Source organism: Acidovorax sp. GW821-FHT10E03, from assembly GCF_059415205.1.
The window spans coordinates 566,072-582,508 of record NZ_JBWKMU010000001.1; the positions used below are offsets into that span (position 1 = coordinate 566,072).

At 67.0% G+C, this 16,437-nt stretch carries 14 protein-coding genes; 8 read left to right on the top strand and 6 right to left on the bottom strand.

What is annotated here, in order from left to right; genetic code table 11:
* Positions 1-177: 177 nt before the first annotated feature.
* Both AC07OD_RS02680 and AC07OD_RS02685 read right to left on the bottom strand, forming a co-directional pair.
* The gene (locus AC07OD_RS02680; RefSeq protein ID WP_218294296.1) at positions 178-1,098 is read right to left on the bottom strand and encodes an SPFH domain-containing protein; all 921 of its coding nucleotides are present in this window, start codon (positions 1,096-1,098) and stop codon (positions 178-180) included.
* 49 nt (positions 1,099-1,147) lie between these two features.
* Entirely contained in the window at positions 1,148-1,573 is a 426-nt protein-coding gene (locus AC07OD_RS02685) for an NfeD family protein (RefSeq protein ID WP_218294297.1), read from the bottom strand.
* A gap of 144 nt (positions 1,574-1,717) precedes the next feature.
* Here AC07OD_RS02685 and AC07OD_RS02690 point away from each other — a divergent pair, with 144 nt between their 5' ends.
* Positions 1,718-4,090 carry an arginine/lysine/ornithine decarboxylase gene (locus AC07OD_RS02690; RefSeq protein ID WP_218294298.1) on the top strand — a complete coding sequence of 791 codons (2,373 nt, stop codon included), beginning with the start codon at positions 1,718-1,720 and terminating at the stop codon, positions 4,088-4,090.
* Positions 4,091-4,196: 106 nt separating this feature from the next.
* Here the strand turns inward: AC07OD_RS02690 and AC07OD_RS02695 are convergent, their stop codons facing one another.
* On the bottom strand, positions 4,197-5,045 hold the full coding sequence (locus tag AC07OD_RS02695; RefSeq protein ID WP_494594965.1) for a DNA ligase: 849 nt from the start codon (positions 5,043-5,045) through the stop codon (positions 4,197-4,199).
* Between the two features lie 76 nt (positions 5,046-5,121).
* Positions 5,122-5,922 carry an enoyl-ACP reductase FabI gene (gene fabI / locus AC07OD_RS02700; protein ID WP_218294300.1) on the bottom strand — a complete coding sequence of 267 codons (801 nt, stop codon included), beginning with the start codon at positions 5,920-5,922 and terminating at the stop codon, positions 5,122-5,124.
* A 114-nt stretch (positions 5,923-6,036) separates the two neighbouring features.
* On the opposite strand from fabI, the gene AC07OD_RS02705 reads away from it, so the two are divergent.
* Genes AC07OD_RS02705 through AC07OD_RS02720 form a run of 4 tightly spaced genes read left to right on the top strand, consistent with a single transcriptional unit; the run spans position 6,037 to position 11,687 of the window.
* On the top strand, positions 6,037-7,845 hold the full coding sequence (locus tag AC07OD_RS02705) for an extracellular solute-binding protein (RefSeq protein WP_218294301.1): 1,809 nt from the start codon (positions 6,037-6,039) through the stop codon (positions 7,843-7,845).
* Between the two features lie 42 nt (positions 7,846-7,887).
* Positions 7,888-8,919: a microcin C ABC transporter permease YejB gene (locus AC07OD_RS02710; protein ID WP_218294302.1), complete on the top strand. Its 1,032-nt coding sequence runs from the start codon at positions 7,888-7,890 to the stop codon at positions 8,917-8,919.
* A 48-nt stretch (positions 8,920-8,967) separates the two neighbouring features.
* A complete protein-coding gene (locus AC07OD_RS02715) occupies positions 8,968-10,014 on the top strand; it encodes an ABC transporter permease (RefSeq protein ID WP_218294303.1) in 1,047 nt (348 codons plus the stop codon).
* Complete coding sequence (locus AC07OD_RS02720) at positions 10,011-11,687, top strand: ABC transporter ATP-binding protein (protein WP_494594969.1); 1,677 nt, start codon at positions 10,011-10,013, stop codon at positions 11,685-11,687. The genes AC07OD_RS02715 and AC07OD_RS02720 overlap by 4 nt, the downstream gene beginning before the upstream one ends.
* Positions 11,688-11,867: 180 nt before the next feature.
* Here AC07OD_RS02720 and AC07OD_RS02725 read toward each other — a convergent pair whose 3' ends face one another.
* On the bottom strand, positions 11,868-12,464 hold the full coding sequence (locus AC07OD_RS02725; RefSeq protein ID WP_218294304.1) for a lipocalin family protein: 597 nt from the start codon (positions 12,462-12,464) through the stop codon (positions 11,868-11,870).
* A 290-nt stretch (positions 12,465-12,754) separates the two neighbouring features.
* Between AC07OD_RS02725 and AC07OD_RS02730 the strand changes: the two genes are divergently transcribed.
* From AC07OD_RS02730 to AC07OD_RS02740, 3 genes are all read left to right on the top strand, one after another.
* Positions 12,755-13,312, top strand: coding sequence for a DUF1003 domain-containing protein (locus tag AC07OD_RS02730; RefSeq protein WP_218294305.1), 558 nt, complete (start codon positions 12,755-12,757; stop codon positions 13,310-13,312).
* A gap of 88 nt (positions 13,313-13,400) precedes the next feature.
* A complete protein-coding gene (locus AC07OD_RS02735; RefSeq protein ID WP_492806459.1) occupies positions 13,401-14,030 on the top strand; it encodes a hypothetical protein in 630 nt (209 codons plus the stop codon).
* A gap of 214 nt (positions 14,031-14,244) precedes the next feature.
* The gene (locus AC07OD_RS02740) at positions 14,245-15,405 is read left to right on the top strand and encodes a DUF4382 domain-containing protein (RefSeq protein WP_494594972.1); all 1,161 of its coding nucleotides are present in this window, start codon (positions 14,245-14,247) and stop codon (positions 15,403-15,405) included.
* 102 nt (positions 15,406-15,507) lie between these two features.
* On the opposite strand, the gene AC07OD_RS02745 is transcribed toward AC07OD_RS02740, so the two are convergent.
* Positions 15,508-16,434, bottom strand: coding sequence for a LysR family transcriptional regulator (locus AC07OD_RS02745; protein ID WP_369643891.1), 927 nt, complete (start codon positions 16,432-16,434; stop codon positions 15,508-15,510).
* Between the last annotated feature and the right edge of the window lie 3 nt (positions 16,435-16,437).

Genomic DNA, 16,437 nt, shown 5'->3' on the forward strand with positions numbered 1-16,437 from the left:
TCGACGCTGCCGGCTCGGTGCAAGGGTCAGGGCAACGGCTGGCGGTCTGGACGAACCTCCATGCACGGAATCGCAAGTAAAGACTGGCGCCGGACGCTGGTGGCCTGTGCCCTGCAGCGTGTGCCGTTCACCCATTGGATGCGGTCAAGGCCGACGGCATCGGCCTGTCGCGAGGTCTCAGTTGCGTGGCGTGCCCGTGGTTTGCACCATCTTCATTGCTGAGCCAATCAGTGCCGACACCTCGGTCATGTTGCTGGGCACGATGAGCGTGGTGTTCGAGTCCGCAGCCACCTGGCTGTATGCCTCCACCGCCTTTTCCGCGACCTTGAGCTGGACGGCTTGCTCGCCACCCGGCTGGCGGATGGCCGATGCCACGCGTTCGATGGCCTGGGCATTGGCTTCGGCCACGGCCTTGATGGATTCGGCCTCGCCCTGGGCCTTGTTGATGACGGCCTGCTTTTCGCCCTCGGATCGCGCGATGAAGGCCTCGCGCTCGCCGGTGGCGATGTTGATCTGCTCCTGGCGGCGGCCTTCGGAGGCGGCGATGAGGGCGCGCTTTTCACGCTCGGCCGTGATCTGGGCCTGCATGGCATGCAGGATTTCCTTCGGGGGGGTCAGGTCCTTGATTTCGTAGCGCAGCACCTTCACGCCCCAGTTCAACGCGGCTTCGTCGATGGCTTGCACGACCTGGGCGTTGATGATGTCGCGCTCTTCAAAGGTCTTGTCCAGTTCCAGCTTGCCGATGACCGATCGCAGCGAGGTCTGCGCCAGCTGCGTCACCGCCATGATGTAGTTGCTGGAGCCATAGCTTGCCCGCATGGGGTCGGTGACCTGGAAGTAGAGGATGCCGTCCACCTGCAGCTGGGTGTTGTCGCGCGTGATGCAGATCTGGCTGGGAACGTCGAGCGGGATTTCCTTCAGGCTGTGCTTGTAGGCGACCTTGTCGACAAAGGGCACCAGGAAGTTCAGTCCCGGTGTGAGGGTGCCGGCATATTTGCCCAGGCGTTCCTTGACCCAGGCGTTCTGCTGGGGGACGACCTTGACCGAGCGCGCGATGAAGATCACGGCAATGACGAGAATGACGATGGCAATTTCCATGAAGGACCTCTCTTTTCTTTTCTGGGAGTGAAGCGTTGGCGGCCGCTACCTACAGCGGATCGACCAGCAGGCGGTTGCCCACCAGTTCGGCCACGCGGTGCATGCCCGTGGAGGGCGTGACGCCCGGGCGGTGAATGGCTGTCCAGGTGGCGCCGCGGTATTTCACCGTGGTGGTTCCGTCCGGGTTCCAGCCTTCGATGAGGATGGTCTCGCCAACGTCCATGTTCACGCTGCGGTCGGCGCGGGCGGACGGGTCTCCGGGACGTTTTTTCTTGAGGTAGTACCAGCCCACCACCGCCCCACCGCCCACGATGGCGGCGGCCACGATCTGCACCGTGACCGGCAGGCCCAGGTGCGCGGCCAGGGCGGCTGCCACCAGGCCCACCGCCACCATGAGCAGGTAGAAAGTGCCCGTGAGCAATTCCGCGACGACCACAGCGCCCGCGGCCAGCCACCAGATGGTGGATTCCTCCATAGCCGACTCCTCGTTGTTTGTGTTTAGTGCACCACATTCTGGGTCAAAAGCATGGCAGTTCAAAGGCGCGTCAACGTTATTCCTTACACTTCGCGCCTATTTCGTTTTTTGGCCGGGCAGGGCACGGTTGCACGGAGGCTGCGCATGAAGTTTCGCTTTCCCATCATCATCATCGATGAAGACTATCGTTCCGAGAACACTTCGGGCCTCGGTATCCGCGCGCTGGCGCAGGCCATCGAGTCCGAGGGTTTCGAGGTTGTGGGGGTCACCAGCTACGGCGATCTGTCGCAGTTCGCGCAGCAGCAAAGCCGTGCCAGCGCCTTCATCCTGTCCATCGACGATGAAGAATTCACCGTGGGCGAGGGGCTGGACCCCATCGTGCTGAGCCTGCGCAACTTCATCGGCGAGGTGCGGCGCAAGAACACCGAGGTGCCGATCTACGTGCACGGCGAGACCAAGACCAGCCGCCACCTGCCCAACGACATCCTGCGCGAGCTGCACGGCTTCATCCACATGTTCGAGGACACGCCCGAGTTCGTGGCGCGCCATATCATCCGCGAAGCCAAGAGCTACCTGGAGAGCGTGCAGCCGCCGTTCTTCAAGGCGCTGCTGGACTACGCCGAAGACGGCTCGTACAGCTGGCACTGCCCCGGCCATTCGGGCGGCGTGGCGTTCCTGAAAAGCCCCGTGGGCCAGATGTACCACCAGTTCTACGGCGAGAACATGCTGCGCGCCGATGTCTGCAACGCGGTGGAAGAACTCGGCCAGCTGCTGGACCACAACGGCGCCATCGGCGAGAGCGAGCGCAATGCCGCGCGCATCTTCAATGCCGACCACTGCTTCTTCGTGACCAACGGCACCAGCACGTCCAACAAGATGGTGTGGCACCACACGGTGGCCCCGGGCGACGTGGTGGTGGTGGACCGCAATTGCCACAAGTCCATCCTGCACAGCATCATCATGACCGGGGCCATCCCCGTGTTCATGAAGCCCACGCGCAACCACTTCGGCATCATCGGGCCCATCCCGCAAAGCGAGTTCGAGCCCAAGGCCATCGAGGCCAAGATCAAGTCCAATCCGCTGCTCAAGGGCGTGGATGCCAAGAAGGTCAAGCCGCGCGTGCTCACGCTCACCCAGTCCACCTACGACGGCGTGCTGTACAACACCGAGACCATCAAGGGCATGCTCGACGGCTATGTGGACAACCTGCACTTCGACGAGGCCTGGCTGCCGCACGCGGCCTTCCACCCGTTCTATGGCAGCTACCATGCCATGGGCAAGAAGCGCACGCGCCCCAAGTATTCGGTGACCTACGCCACGCAGTCCATCCACAAGCTGCTGGCGGGCATCAGCCAGGCCAGCCATGTGCTGGTGCAGGATTCGCAGACCACGAAACTCGACAGGCACCTCTTCAATGAGGCCTACCTGATGCACACCAGCACCAGCCCGCAGTACAGCATCATCGCCAGCTGCGACGTGGCCGCCGCCATGATGGAGCCGCCCGGCGGCACGGCCCTGGTGGAAGAAAGCCTGCTCGAAGCGCTGGACTTCCGCCGCGCCATGCGCCAGGTGGAAGATGACTTCGGCAAGAACGACTGGTGGTTCAAGGTCTGGGGACCGGACAAGCTCGTGGACGAAGGGCTGGGCCGGGCCGAGGACTGGATCATCCGCAGCGATGGCAAGGGCAAGAAGAACGGCAGCAAGTGGCACGGTTTCGGCCAGCTGGCCGACGGCTTCAACATGCTGGACCCGATCAAGTCCACCATCGTCACGCCGGGCCTGAACCTGGACGGCAAGTTCGACAAGACCGGGATTCCCGCGTCCATCGTGACCAAGTACCTTGCCGAGCACGGCGTGGTGGTGGAGAAGACCGGCCTGTACAGCTTCTTCATCATGTTCACCATCGGCATCACCAAGGGCCGCTGGAACACGCTGCTCACGGCGCTGCAGCAGTTCAAGGACGACTACGAGAAGAACCAGCCCATGTGGCGCATCCTTCCCGAGTTCTGCCAGCAGCACAAGCGCTACGAGCGCATGGGCCTCAAGGACCTGTGCCAGCACGTGCACGAGATGTATGCCAAGTACGACATCGCGCGCCTGACGACCGAGATGTACCTGTCGGACCTCACGCCCGCCATGAAGCCCTCGGACGCGTACGCGCACATCGCGCACCGCCAGACCGAGCGGGTGGAGATCGACCACCTGGAAGGCCGCATCACCGTGGGCCTGGTCACGCCGTACCCGCCGGGCATTCCGCTCTTGATCCCCGGCGAGGTGTTCAACAAGAAGATCGTGGACTACCTCAAGTTCGCCCGCGAATTCGCCAAGCTGTGCCCGGGCTTCGAGACCGACATCCACGGCCTGGTGGAGGTGGAGGACGAGAACGGCCAGGTGCGGTACTACGCCGATTGCGTGGCCGATGCGAACAAGGCCCCCGGCAAGAACCCCAAGCCGCTGGCCACCGCCAAGAACCTGGTGCAGGTGGGGGACGACGGCCCTTACGGGCGCATTGTCTGAAGGCCCGCGCTGACTCTTGGTTAGGGCATAAAGATGGCGGGAGCGCTTGAATGACAAGCGCTTATTGCTATATTTTTAATAGCAAATGCGCGCAAGACATGCCTGCTCAGCGCGCGGGCATGTCCTCGCGTACCCGCACGAAGCTGGCAAACCGGGGCAGCCCGCCCCCGTGCGTGCCGCGATAGCGGTAGGTCACCCAGCTGCCCACCGGCGGTGGATGGCTGCGGTCGGCTTCGGTGAATCCTGCGCCCAGCCGGAAGCGCTGGCCCGAAGGCATCTCCACCAGCAGCGCGCCCATGCGCCCGGCATGACGGCCCTTGCCGGGCAGGTGGGCGACCACGCGGGCCTCGGTGTCTTCGTGGGTCTTGACCTTGACCAGATCGTCGCTGCGTCCTGACCGGTACAGCGAGGCGCCCCGGTGCAGCATCAGGCCTTCGCCCCCCGCACGCACCGTGCGCTGCAGCAGCGACTGCAGGGCGGCGTCGCTGGCCACGCGCTGTTGCGGCACGGCCTGCACCCAGGGCTGGCCGATGCCCGCGACCAGGGCGTTGAGCGCGGCGAGCCGTTCATCGAATGTGCCGCCGTGCCGGGGCAGGTCGAACACCATGAGCCGCATCTGGCGCCAGGCGGCGTCATCGGGCTGCTGCTGCCGCGCGGTGGACTGCGCCTGGCTGAATCGGCCACGCCCGGCCCACAGTTCGCCGTCCATGGGGGTATCGGGCCACCCGGCGGTGAACCAGGCAGGGGCGGCAATCGTCTCGCCGCCGCGTGTGCGCAAGACCTGGCCGTCCCAGTAGCCGCGCACACCGTCGTATTTTTCGCTGACCCAGTAGTCCGCCAACGGCATGCCAGGCCGGTACACATTGGCCAGCAGCAGCGCGGGCGCATCCGCCGCACGGGCGCCGGGCAGGGCCGTGGTCCACGCCAGCCATGCCAGGCAGCTTCTGCGGCGCATGTGCTATTGAATGTGTAGCGGCTTGCGCTTTGCCATCAAGCGCTAGCGTGGATTCTGGTTCGTATTTCGTGGCGGGTCAGACCTGGTCGGCGCTCAGCCCGGCCGTCTGGCTGAAGCCTCCGTCCACGTAGGTGATTTCGGCGGTCATGCCCGAAGCCAGGTCGGACAGCAGGAACGCCGCCACATTGCCCACGTCTTCGATCGTCACATTGCGGCGCAGCGGCGAGGCGTCGGCCACGCGGCTGAGCAGCTTGCCGAAGTCCTTGATGCCGCTGGCGGCCAGCGTCTTGATGGGGCCGGCGCTGATGCCGTTGGCGCGGATGGCGCGGCCGTCCTCGGTGCGGCCCACGGCTTCGGCCAGGTAGCGCACGGAGGCTTCCAGGCTTGCCTTGGCCAGGCCCATGGTGTTGTAGTTGGGAATGGTGCGCAGCGCGCCCAGGTAGCTCAAGGTGAGCAGCGACGACTTGTCGTTCAGGTAGGGCAGGGCGGCCTTGGCCATGGCCGGGAAGCTGTAGGCGCTGATGTCGTGGGCGATGCGGAAGCCCTCGCGCGAGAGGCCCTCGAGGAAGTTGCCGGCGATCGCCTCGCGGGGGGCGAAGCCGATGCTGTGCACGAAACCGTCGAACTTGGGCCACACCTGGGCCAGGTCCGCGAACATGCGCTCGATCTGCTCGTCGCTGCCCACGTCGCAGTCAAAGATCAGCTTGGAGTCGAACTCGGCGGCAAAGTCGGTGATGCGGTCCTTGAAGCGGTCGCCCACGTAGCTGAAGGCCAGCTCGGCGCCCTGCGCGTGGCAGGCCTTGGCGATGCCGTAGGCGATGGAACGGTTGGACAGCACACCCGTGATGAGCAGCTTCTTGCCGGTCAGAAAACCCATTGTTGTTCTCCTGTGGAATGCGGAAATTGGCGTGGGCCGTGGCGCCCTGGCGGCCTGCGGGGGAATCTCCACAGCCTGCGCGGCGGCACCTTCGGCGTAGTGCAGAATTGTCGCATGCGGTTCTGGCTGACTTTTCTGCTGATGGGGTGTGCCGTCCCGGCGTGGGCCGCGCATGGGTACGCGCTGTGGGGCGACCTCAAGTACCCGGCGGGTTTTGCGCATTTCGACTATGTGAACCCCGCGGCCCCCAAGGGCGGCGAGCTGCGCATGGTGAGCAACCTGCGCTATTCCACGTTCGACAAGTACAACCCGTTCACCATGAAGGGCTCGGTGCCCGCGTACCTGAGCGACCTGTTGTTCGAGACCTTGCTGACCGGCTCCATGGACGAGACGGCCTCTGCCTATGGCCTGCTGGCCGAGGATGTGCAGGTGGCCGACGACCGGTTGAGCGCCACGTTCCGCCTGCGCCCCGAGGCGCGCTTTCACAACGGCGATCCCGTCGAGGCCGCGGACGTCAAGTACAGCTACGACACGCTGATCGGCCCCTACGCGTCGCCCAGCTACGCCACGCTGCTGCAGGAGGTGGCGGGCGTCGACGTGCTGGACACGCGCACCGTGCGTTTTCGATTCAAGCAGCCCAACCGCGAACTGCCGTTGACCGCCGGGGGCATCCCGGTCTTCAGCCGCGCCTGGGGGCGCCAGCCCGATGGCAAGGCCAAGCGCTTTGACGAGATCGTGACCGACATTCCCATTGGCAGCGGCCCCTACCGCATCGGGCCGATGAAGTTCGGCCGCGACATCACCTACGAGCGCGATCCCCAGTACTGGGGCCGCAACCTCAACGTCAACCGCGGCGCCTTCAATTTCGACCGCATCACGGTCAAGATCTACAAGGACAACACCGCGCGGCTGGAGGCCATGAAGGCCGGCGAGTTCGACTTCATGACCATCTATTCGGCGGGCGACTGGGCCCGCCGCATCGATGGCAAGCTCTTCAAGCAGGGCGTGCTGGTCAAGAAGGACATGGCGCACAGGCTGCCCGCGGGGTTCCAGAGCTACGTGCTCAACACGCGCCGACCCATCCTCCAGGACGTCCGCGTGCGCGAGGCGCTGGGCCTGGCCATCGACTACGAGTGGATGAACCGCCAGATGTTCTATGGCGGCTACCCGCGCGTGAAGGACCTGTTCGGAAACACCAGCTGCGAAGCCACGGGTACGCCGGGGCCTGAGGAGCTGGCCCTGCTGGAGCCCTGGCGCGGCAAGGTGCCCGACGCCGTGTTCGGCCCCATGTACACGCCGCCCGTGACGGAGGGAGACGGCCATTCGCTGCGCGATAACCTGCGCCGCGCCCGCCAGCTGCTGGCCGATGCGGGGTGGACGTACCGCGACGGCGCCCTGCGCAACGCCAAGGGCGATCCCATGGAGATCGAATACCTGGACAGCAAGGAAGCGGGGGCCCGGACCGTCACCCCCTGGATGCGCAATCTGGAAAAGCTCGGCATCACGCTGCGGTTCTCGTCGGTGGACTTTGCGCTGTACCTGCAGCGCATGGACAAGTTCGACTACGACATGGTCAGCCTGAACTACCCCGGCACCTACAACCCGGGGCAGGCCATGAAGGAGCTGTTCGGCAGCAAGGGGGCCGATGTGGAAGGCTCCAGCAACCACGCGGGCGTGAAGAGCCCTGCGGTGGATGCCCTGGTGACGGCGCTGACCCGTGCGCGCAGCCAGTCGGAGATGCTGCCCGCCTGCCGCGCGCTGGACCGCGTGATCATGCACAGCCACTACCTCATACCGCAGTGGACGCTGGCCTCGCACCGCGTGGTGTACAACCAGCAGCGCCTGGCCTACAAGGAGCCGATGCCGCCCTATGCCAAGGCGGAGGAATGGCTCATGTACTCATGGTGGAGCCTCAAGCCATGACCCCGAAGCCGCCGCAGCCCTGAGAGCCACCCTTTCCATCCCATGCTCGCCTACATCGCCAAACGCCTGCTGCTGATGCTGCCCACCCTGCTGGGGGTGCTGCTCGTGACTTTCGCGGTGATCCAGTTCGTGCCGGGGGGGCCGGTGGAGCAGTACCTGGCCGAAGCGCGCACGGCCGCGGGCAAGAGCGGCGTGGAATCGGGCGGCATGGCCTACCGGGGCGACCAGGGCGTGGACCCCAAGCGGCTTGCGCAGATCAAGGCGCTGTACGGCTTCGACAAGCCCGCGCACGAGCGTTTCCTGCAGATGCTGGGGCAGTTTGCGCGCTTCGACCTGGGCCAGAGCTTTTTCCAGAACAAGGCCGTCTGGGATCTGGTGAAGGAAAAGCTCCCCGTCTCCATCAGCCTGGGCCTGTGGACCTTCTTCATCAGCTACCTGGTGGCCGTGCCGCTGGGTGTGGCCAAGGCGGTGCGGGCGGGCTCGCGGTTCGACCTCGTGACCACGCTGATCATCCTCGTGGGCTATGCCATTCCGGGCTTCGTGCTGGGCGTGGCGCTGCTGGTGATCTTTGGCGGGCAGCTGCAGTGGTTCCCGCTCAGGGGCCTGACCTCGGCCAACTGGGACGAGCTTTCCTGGGGCGCGCGCATCGTGGACTACCTGTGGCACATCACGCTGCCCGTCACGGCCATGGTGCTGGGCAGCTTCGCGGTGACGGCCATGCTCACCAAGAACGCGTTCCTGGAAGAGATCCGCAAGCAGTACGTCCTCACGGCCCGCGCCAAGGGCCTGTCGGAGCGGCAGGTGCTGTGGAAGCACGTGTTTCGCAACGCGCTCATCCCCATCATCACCGGGTTTCCGGCCGCGTTCGTCGGTGCGTTCTTCACGGGCTCGCTCCTGATCGAGACACTGTTCTCCCTCGACGGGCTGGGCCTGCTCAGCTACGACAGCGTCATCCGCCGCGACTACCCCGTGGTGCTGGGCACGCTGTACCTGTTCACGCTGATCGGCCTGGTGACCAAGCTGGTCAGCGACCTGTGCTACGTGTGGGTGGACCCCCGCGTGAAGTTTGACTAGCCCGCCAGCCCGCCCAGCCAGCTTGAACCAAACGAACAGCCAGCCCTGATGAGCCCTGCCTCTCCATCGCCTTCGCTCTCTCCCGCGCGCCGCGCGTGGCTGCGCTTTCGGCGCAACCGCCTGGGCTACTGGAGCCTGTTGATCTTCAGTGCCCTGGTGCTGCTGAGCCTGTGCGCCGAACTGGTCAGCAACGACAGGCCGCTCATCGTGCGCTACGAGGGGCACACCTACTTTCCGATGCTCAAGGACTACCCCGAGACCACGTTCGGCGGAGACTTCGAGACCCCCACCGACTACCTGGACCCCTTCATCAAGAACCGGCTGAGCCAGGGCAGCAACTGGGCGCTGTACACCCTCAATCCGTACGGGCCCAACACGCTCAACTACTTCGCCAAGTCGCCCAACCCGTCGGCGCCCACCGGCGACAACTGGCTGGGCACCGACGACCGGGGGCGTGACCTGCTGGCCCAGCTGCTCTACGGCTTTCGCGTGAGCGTGCTGTTCGGCCTGGCCCTCACGGTGACGGGCGTGCTGCTGGGCGTGGTCACGGGGGCGATCCAGGGGTTCTTTGGGGGCAAGACCGATCTGGCGTTCCAGCGCTTCATGGAAATCTGGGGCTCCATGCCCGAGCTGTACCTGCTCATCATCTTCAGCGCCGTGTTCGCCCCGAGCATCTCGCTGCTGCTCATCCTTCTCTCCCTGTTTGGCTGGATGGGCCTGTCGGACTACGTGCGCGCCGAGTTCCTGCGCAACCGCCAGCTCGACTACGTGAAGGCGGCGCGGGCCCTGGGCGTGGGCAATGCGCAGATCATCTGGCGCCACATCCTGCCCAACAGCCTCACCCCGGTGGTGACCTTCCTGCCGTTTCGCATGAGCGCGGCCATCCTCGCGCTCACTTCGCTCGACTTCCTGGGCCTGGGCGTGCCGCCCGGCACGCCGTCGCTGGGCGAGCTGCTGAGCCAGGGCAAGAACAGCATCGACGCGTGGTGGATTTCCTTGTCCACCTTCGCCGTGCTGGTCACCACCTTGCTTCTGCTGACCTTCATGGGCGATGCGCTGCGGGACGCCCTCGACCCCCGAAAGGCCGATCAATGATCGCCCCCACGCCTGGCACCGGCATGTCCTCGCTGCCCCCCGGGGGCGCTCCCGCCGCTCCGCTGCTCGACGTGCGGGATCTGCACGTGCGCTTCGGCGCCAAGGAGGTGGTGCGCGGGGCCAGCTTCACCATCGCAGCCGGCGAAAAACTCGCGCTGGTGGGCGAGTCCGGCTCCGGCAAGACCATCACCGCGCTCAGCCTGCTGCGGCTGGCGGGCAATGCCGCCATCACCGGCCAGGCCATGCTGCGGGGGCAGCGCGATCTGCTGGCGCTCACGGAGCGCGAGATGCGGGGCGTGCGCGGCGGCGAGATCGCCATGGTCTTCCAGGAGCCGATGACCGCGCTCAACCCGCTGATGACCATTGGCACGCAGATCGCCGAGATCCTGCAGCTCAAGAAAGGCCTGACGGGCGAGCAATGCGCGCAGGCCGCCGTTGCGCTGCTGGCCAAGACCGGCATTCCCGAGCCCGCGCGCCGCGCCAACAGCTTTCCCCACCAGCTCTCGGGCGGCCAGCGCCAGCGCGCCATGATCGCCATGGCCCTGGCCAGCGAGCCGCAGCTGCTGCTGGCCGACGAACCCACCACCGCGCTCGACGTCACGCTGCGCGGCCAGATCCTGGACCTGCTGTCCGATCTGCAGCGGCAGAACGGCATGGCGGTGCTGCTGATCACGCACGACCTCAACCTGGTGCGCCGCTTCGCGGACCGCGTGGCCGTGATGGAGCAGGGCGTGCTGGTGGAGCAGGGGCCCGTGGCCGAGGTGTTCGGCGCGCCGCAGCATGCCTACACCCGCCGCCTGATCGCCAGCCAGCCGCGCCGTGACGTGGCACCCGCCGATTCCCCCGCGGGCACGCCGCCGGTGGTCCAGACGCGGGACCTGCGCGTGGTGTACCCCACGCCGCTCCCCGGCCTGCGGGGATGGTTCCAGAAAGGCGAGTTCGTGGCCGTGCAGGCCGCCACGCTCGCGCTGCCGCCCGGAGAGACGCTGGGCGTGGTGGGCGAATCCGGGTCGGGCAAATCCACGCTGGCGCAGGCCATCCTGGGCCTGCTGCCCTGCACCGGCCAGCTGCAGGTCGGCGGGCAGGCGTGGCAGCAGCCCGCCACGCGCAACACGCCCGCCAACCAGCAGCTGCGCCGCCGCGTGCAGGTGGTGTTCCAGGACCCGTTCTCGTCGCTCTCTCCGCGCCTGACGGTCGAAGAGATCGTGGGCGAGGGCCTCAAGGTGCATGAGCCCGCGCTGGGCGTAGCCCAGCGGCGCGCCCGGGTCGAGGCCGCGCTGGCCGAGGTGGGCCTGGCCGAGGCCCAGTACCCGCGGCTGCTCGAGCGCTACCCGCATGAATTCTCCGGTGGGCAGCGCCAGCGCCTGGCCATCGCGCGCGCCCTCATCGTGCAACCGCAGGTGCTCGTGCTCGACGAGCCCACCAGCGCGCTCGACGTCACCATCCAGCAGCAGGTGCTGGGCCTGCTGCAGCGCCTGCAGAAAGAAAAGGGCCTGAGCTACCTGCTCATCACCCACGACGTGGACGTGATCCGGGCCATGGCGCACCAGGTGCTGGTGATGAAGGATGGCTCCGTGCTGGAAAGCGGCAGCGTGGACGAGGTGCTGGACGCACCCCGGCACCCGTACACCCAGCGCCTGGTGGCCGCCGCCACCGTGCCCGGGGCGGAGTAGTTTCTGTCCGAAATGGCCGCTGGCGCTTGTGGTGAAAGCGCGTGGCGCTATTTAATTGGTAGCAAAAAGAGGCTTGATGCCGGTTGGGTGCGGCGCACCACATCGCATCGCGGTGCTTCGCCGCGGCCAGGTGCTGGCATCCGGCGCACGGGCTCCACGCCTGCAGCGCCTGGCCTTGCCTCAGGTCATCACTGCGCGCCTGGCATGCTGTTCACTGGCGGGCGGCGCCCACAGGATGCGGCCCACGTCGATGCCCATGGACTGCGCACGCTCGATCAGGTGTTCGCGCACGTGCCAGGGCAGGGTGGGGGTGCGCGACAGGATCCACAGGTAGTCCTTGCTGGAGCCCACCACCATGGCCCACTGGTAGTTTTCATCCAGCGCCACCACGTTGTAGCCGCCGTAGAACGGCCCGAAGAACGACACCTTCAACGCCGCGCGGGTGGGCGCATCGACGAAGCTTGCCGTGCCCTCGGCCTCCTTCCACTCCTTGCGCACCGGGTCGTACCCCCGGTTCACCACCTTCACGGTGTCGTCGGGGTTGCGGCTGTAGGTGGCGCTGGTCTGGGTGAGGCCGCGCTCGAACGAGTGGTCGATGCGCGCCACCTCGTGCCAGTGGCCGGTGTAGCGGTCCACATCGAAGCCGGTCACGGCCTGGATGCCTTCGGGCGTGCGTGGCGTGGAGCAGGCCGTGAGCGCCAGCAGCGCCATCAGTGCGGTGGCTCCGATCACCAGGGACCAGGGGGAGTGGCGGCGAGGCATGGCGTGGATGCGCATGGGATTGCTCCTGCGGTGGCGGCTTTCGAGGGTGCGTTGCAGGGCTTTGTGGGCATGCGCTGCGCGGCGGTTGTCTGTGCGTTCGACTGTAGGCACGGTGGCTGCCCCGGCGTGTAGGCGCAGGCTGGCAGCGCCTGTCGGCGCGGCGCAGGGGTTGTGTGCGGGGCTCAACGCCCGGCAGCGCGGCGTTGACGGACCGGCGGCAGTCGTCCAGGCGTAGAGTGGGGCCAGGCGCCTTCTGCCTGTTTGCTGCCTGTTGGCGAATGCGCCCCGATCGGAGAGGAACACCCATGACCGCCCACCCCCACCCTGCGCACAACGCCCCACCCCTGGAAGACGGCCCGCCCCGGGTGGACCCCTTGCGCTTTCACCGGCGCCATGAGCACCTGGCCCCTACCTTCGGCACGGACCGGTTTGCGTTGCAGGCCGAGGCCTTTGCGCGGTTCTTTGGCACGCCGCTGTTTCTCGGTGCGCAGACGCTGATCGTGGCGGCGTGGATCTTGATCAACGTGCTGGGTGCCGCCAGGTTCGATCCCTATCCGTTCATCCTGCTCAACCTTGCGTTCAGCCTGCAGGCGGCCTACGCCGCGCCGCTCATCCTGCTCGCCCAGACGCGGCAGGCCGCGCGCGACAAGCACCACGCCGACGCGGATGCGCAGCACCGCGAGGCGCTGGCCATCGCCAGCGAACAACGCCAAGCCATTGCCGCGCAGAATGCCGCGCAGGTGCTGGAGCTGCTGCAGCAAAACACCCTGTTGACCGAACAGACGCGCCAGCTCACGCTGCGCGTCGAAGCACTGACTGTGGAGATCCACCAGCGATTTGTCACGCAGGCCGCGCGGCCGTGACGGGATGGATCCACGACCGACTTCCCGCCATCCACGCGGGCCCGGGCCATGCCCTCCTGCTCCTTGCCCATCACACCGCGGAATGTCCATGCCCCCACCATCCCCGCCATCTCCTTCGCCCCCTCCGGCCCCGCCGGTGGCTTCATCGCCGTCGCCCCAGGGGGGTGATGCGGACGTCGATATCGCGTCGCTGTACCGCCGGGTCCATGGCCTTGCCGTGCCAGGGCAGCTGGCCACCGCCCTGCACATGGGGGCGGAGCACACCGTGGTGGCGACGGGGCTGGATCCTCAGCTGCCCTCCGTCGTGCTGACCCTGGCGCTGGGCAGCCAGAAGACGGCGCGCGATTTTTTCCGCGGGGTACTTCCCACCCCCTTCGAGCTGGAGACCGCCATTGCGCGGGTGGAGGACGAGGTCTACGCCGCCCATGTCCGCCATCGCCCCTGGGTGCCGCAGGGTGCGGTGGTCACGCCTTGTTCCGCAGACCCGGCGCTGCACGAGATCGCCACCCTGGCGGGCATTGCGCCAGGGCCGCGGCGCATGCTCACTCTCGATGCCCTGGAGCATGTGTTCAACCGGCTTGTCTCCGTATCCCAGGGGCGTCCGGCTTCGCAGGAGGGGTTGCCCGCCCACGCTGCATTCGCGGCCACCCTGCTGGTGCTGCGCGAGCTGATGCACCACATGCCGTTCGGGTCGCTCACGCTGATGGACGGTGCCTGAGGGGCCGGGGGCCGATGGGTGGCCCAACGCTGGACGGTGCGGGCATGTGGTGGAAAGCGGCGCGGAGAGCGTGCGCCGCTCGTCGCCAAGTCTGGGTGTTGTCCTACAGACACGCGCCGGGATGCCTCTAAGGTTGTTTGTGTGAATTTTTCACATTCTTCGGGATGCTCCCCTGGTCCCGCAGCCGCCAACATCTCACCAAAGAGGCCACCCCATGAAAACACATCCTTGTCTGCGCACCGTCCTGTGTGCACTGTCCATCGCCAGCCTTGCCGCCTGCGGGGGCGGTGGTGGAGGTGGCGAAACCAGCGGAAATGGCACTTTGCGCCTGGCGATGACGGATGCCCCCAGCTGCGGCTATTCCGCCGTGAATGTCACGGTCGAGAAAGTGCGCGTCCACCAGAGCAGCAATGCCTCGGACAACGACGCGGGCTGGTCCGAGATCGTGCTGAACCCGGCACGCCGGGTGGACCTGCTGACGCTGACGAACGGTGTGCTCATGGAGCTGGGGCAGGTGCCGCTGCCCGCGGGAAAGTACACGCAGTTGCGGCTCGTGCTAGCCAGCAACACAGGGGCCCAGCCGCTGGCCAATTCGGTGGTCCCCACCGGCGCATCGGAAGTCGCGCTGAAAACGCCGAGCGGGCAGCAATCGGGCGTCAAGACGAATGTGAATATCGACGTGGGCGCCAATCAGATGGCCGACTTCGTTCTGGACTTCGATGCCTGCAAGTCGGTGGTGGCCGCTGGCGCCTCGGGCCAGTATCTTCTCAAACCCGTGGTGTCGGTGATCCCGCGCTTCGTTTCCGGTGTGCAGGGCTATGTGGAACCCGGCACGGGCACCAGCGTCTCCCTGCAGTTCAACGGTGAGCTGGTGCGCGCCACCACCCCCGACAGCGCGGGCAGGTTCCTGCTCCAGCCGGTGGCTCCGGGCAACTACACGCTGGTCGTCGTGGGTGCGGGGCGCACCACCACGGTGGTCACGGGGGTACCGGTGGCCGCCGAGACAGTGACTTCTGTGGGCGCGGGCGCCGCGCCTTTGAGCCTGCCGCCATCTCCGGTTGCGACGGTGAAGGGCACCGCCCCGGTGGACACCATGGTGCGGGTGCTCCAGCCCTTGTCGGTGGGGGGCACGATCGAAGTGGCCGGCCGGGGCGTTGACGGGGTGACAGGGGCCTACGGCTTCACGGTGCCTACCCTCGCGCCGCGGGTCGCCCCCTATGCCGCACCGGGCACCAGCCTGGTGTTTGCCGCGGACTCCGCGGCGACGGGGCGCTACGCTGTTCAGGCCCGCCTGGGTGGTTTTGCCGACAAGACGCAGGCACTGCCTGTCCTGACGGAGGGTGCCGTGCAAACCACGGATTTCACCTTCCCCTGACACCGCGGGCGGAGGGCACCGCCCCGCCTGCGATGAATGGCAGCGGGGCGGCCTTTCAGGACGGGGGGCGCGTCTCGGCGCCTGTCGGCCAGGGCGGTGATGTCAGGGCTCTCCGGCCGGCCGCGCCACGAGGTCCTTCCGGTCGCCGGAAAACCAGGCCGCCAGGAAATCCGCCAGCGCCCGCGTCTTGGCCGACAGGTCGCTGCGGGTGGGGTACACCAGCGTCACGTCCGCCGCGGGCAAGGCCCAGGCGGGCAGAACGCGCCGCAGGCGGCCAGCGGCCAGGTGGGCTGCCACGTCCCACTCGGAGCGCATCAGCACGCCGTGGCCTTCCAGGGCCCAGGTGGTGGCGGCCGCGCCATCGTTGGTGCTGAGCATGCCGCGCACCTTCACCGTTTCCTGCCGCCCGCCCTGGTGCAGGTGCCAGGTGCCATAGGTTTCATCGCTTTCGCGGATCACGATGCACAGGTGGGCCAGCAGGTCGGCGGGCTGGGCGGGCTCGCCCGCGTGGGCCAGGTAGGCCGGCGACGCGCACAGCACGCGCCGGTTGGCCATCAGCCGGCGGGCCGTGAGGCGCGAGTCGGGCAGGTCGCCAAAGCGCACGGCGGCATCCAGGCCCTGTTCCACCAGGTTCACGGGCCGGTCGGTCAGGTGCAGTTGCACCTCCACTTCGGGGTAGGCGCGCGAGAAGGCCGACAGGGCGGGCGCGATGTGAACGCGGCCAAAGCCCAGCGTGGCCGCCAGCTTGATGAGCCCGCGCGGCGAGCTGCGCGCGCCGGCCACCGTGCGCTCCAGCGCCTCCAGGTCGCCCAGGATGCGGGCACCATCCAGCAGGTAGGTCTCGCCCTCGGGCGTGAGGTGGATGCGCCGCGTGGTGCGGTGCAGAAGGCGCACGCCCAGCCGGTGCTCCAGCTGGGCCAGGCGCCGGCTGACCGCGGGCGGGGTGATGCCCATCTGCTGCGCGGCGGCGGCCAGGCTGCCTTCCTTCATGAGCAAGGCAAAGAAGCGCAGGTCCGAAAAGCCGTCCATGGG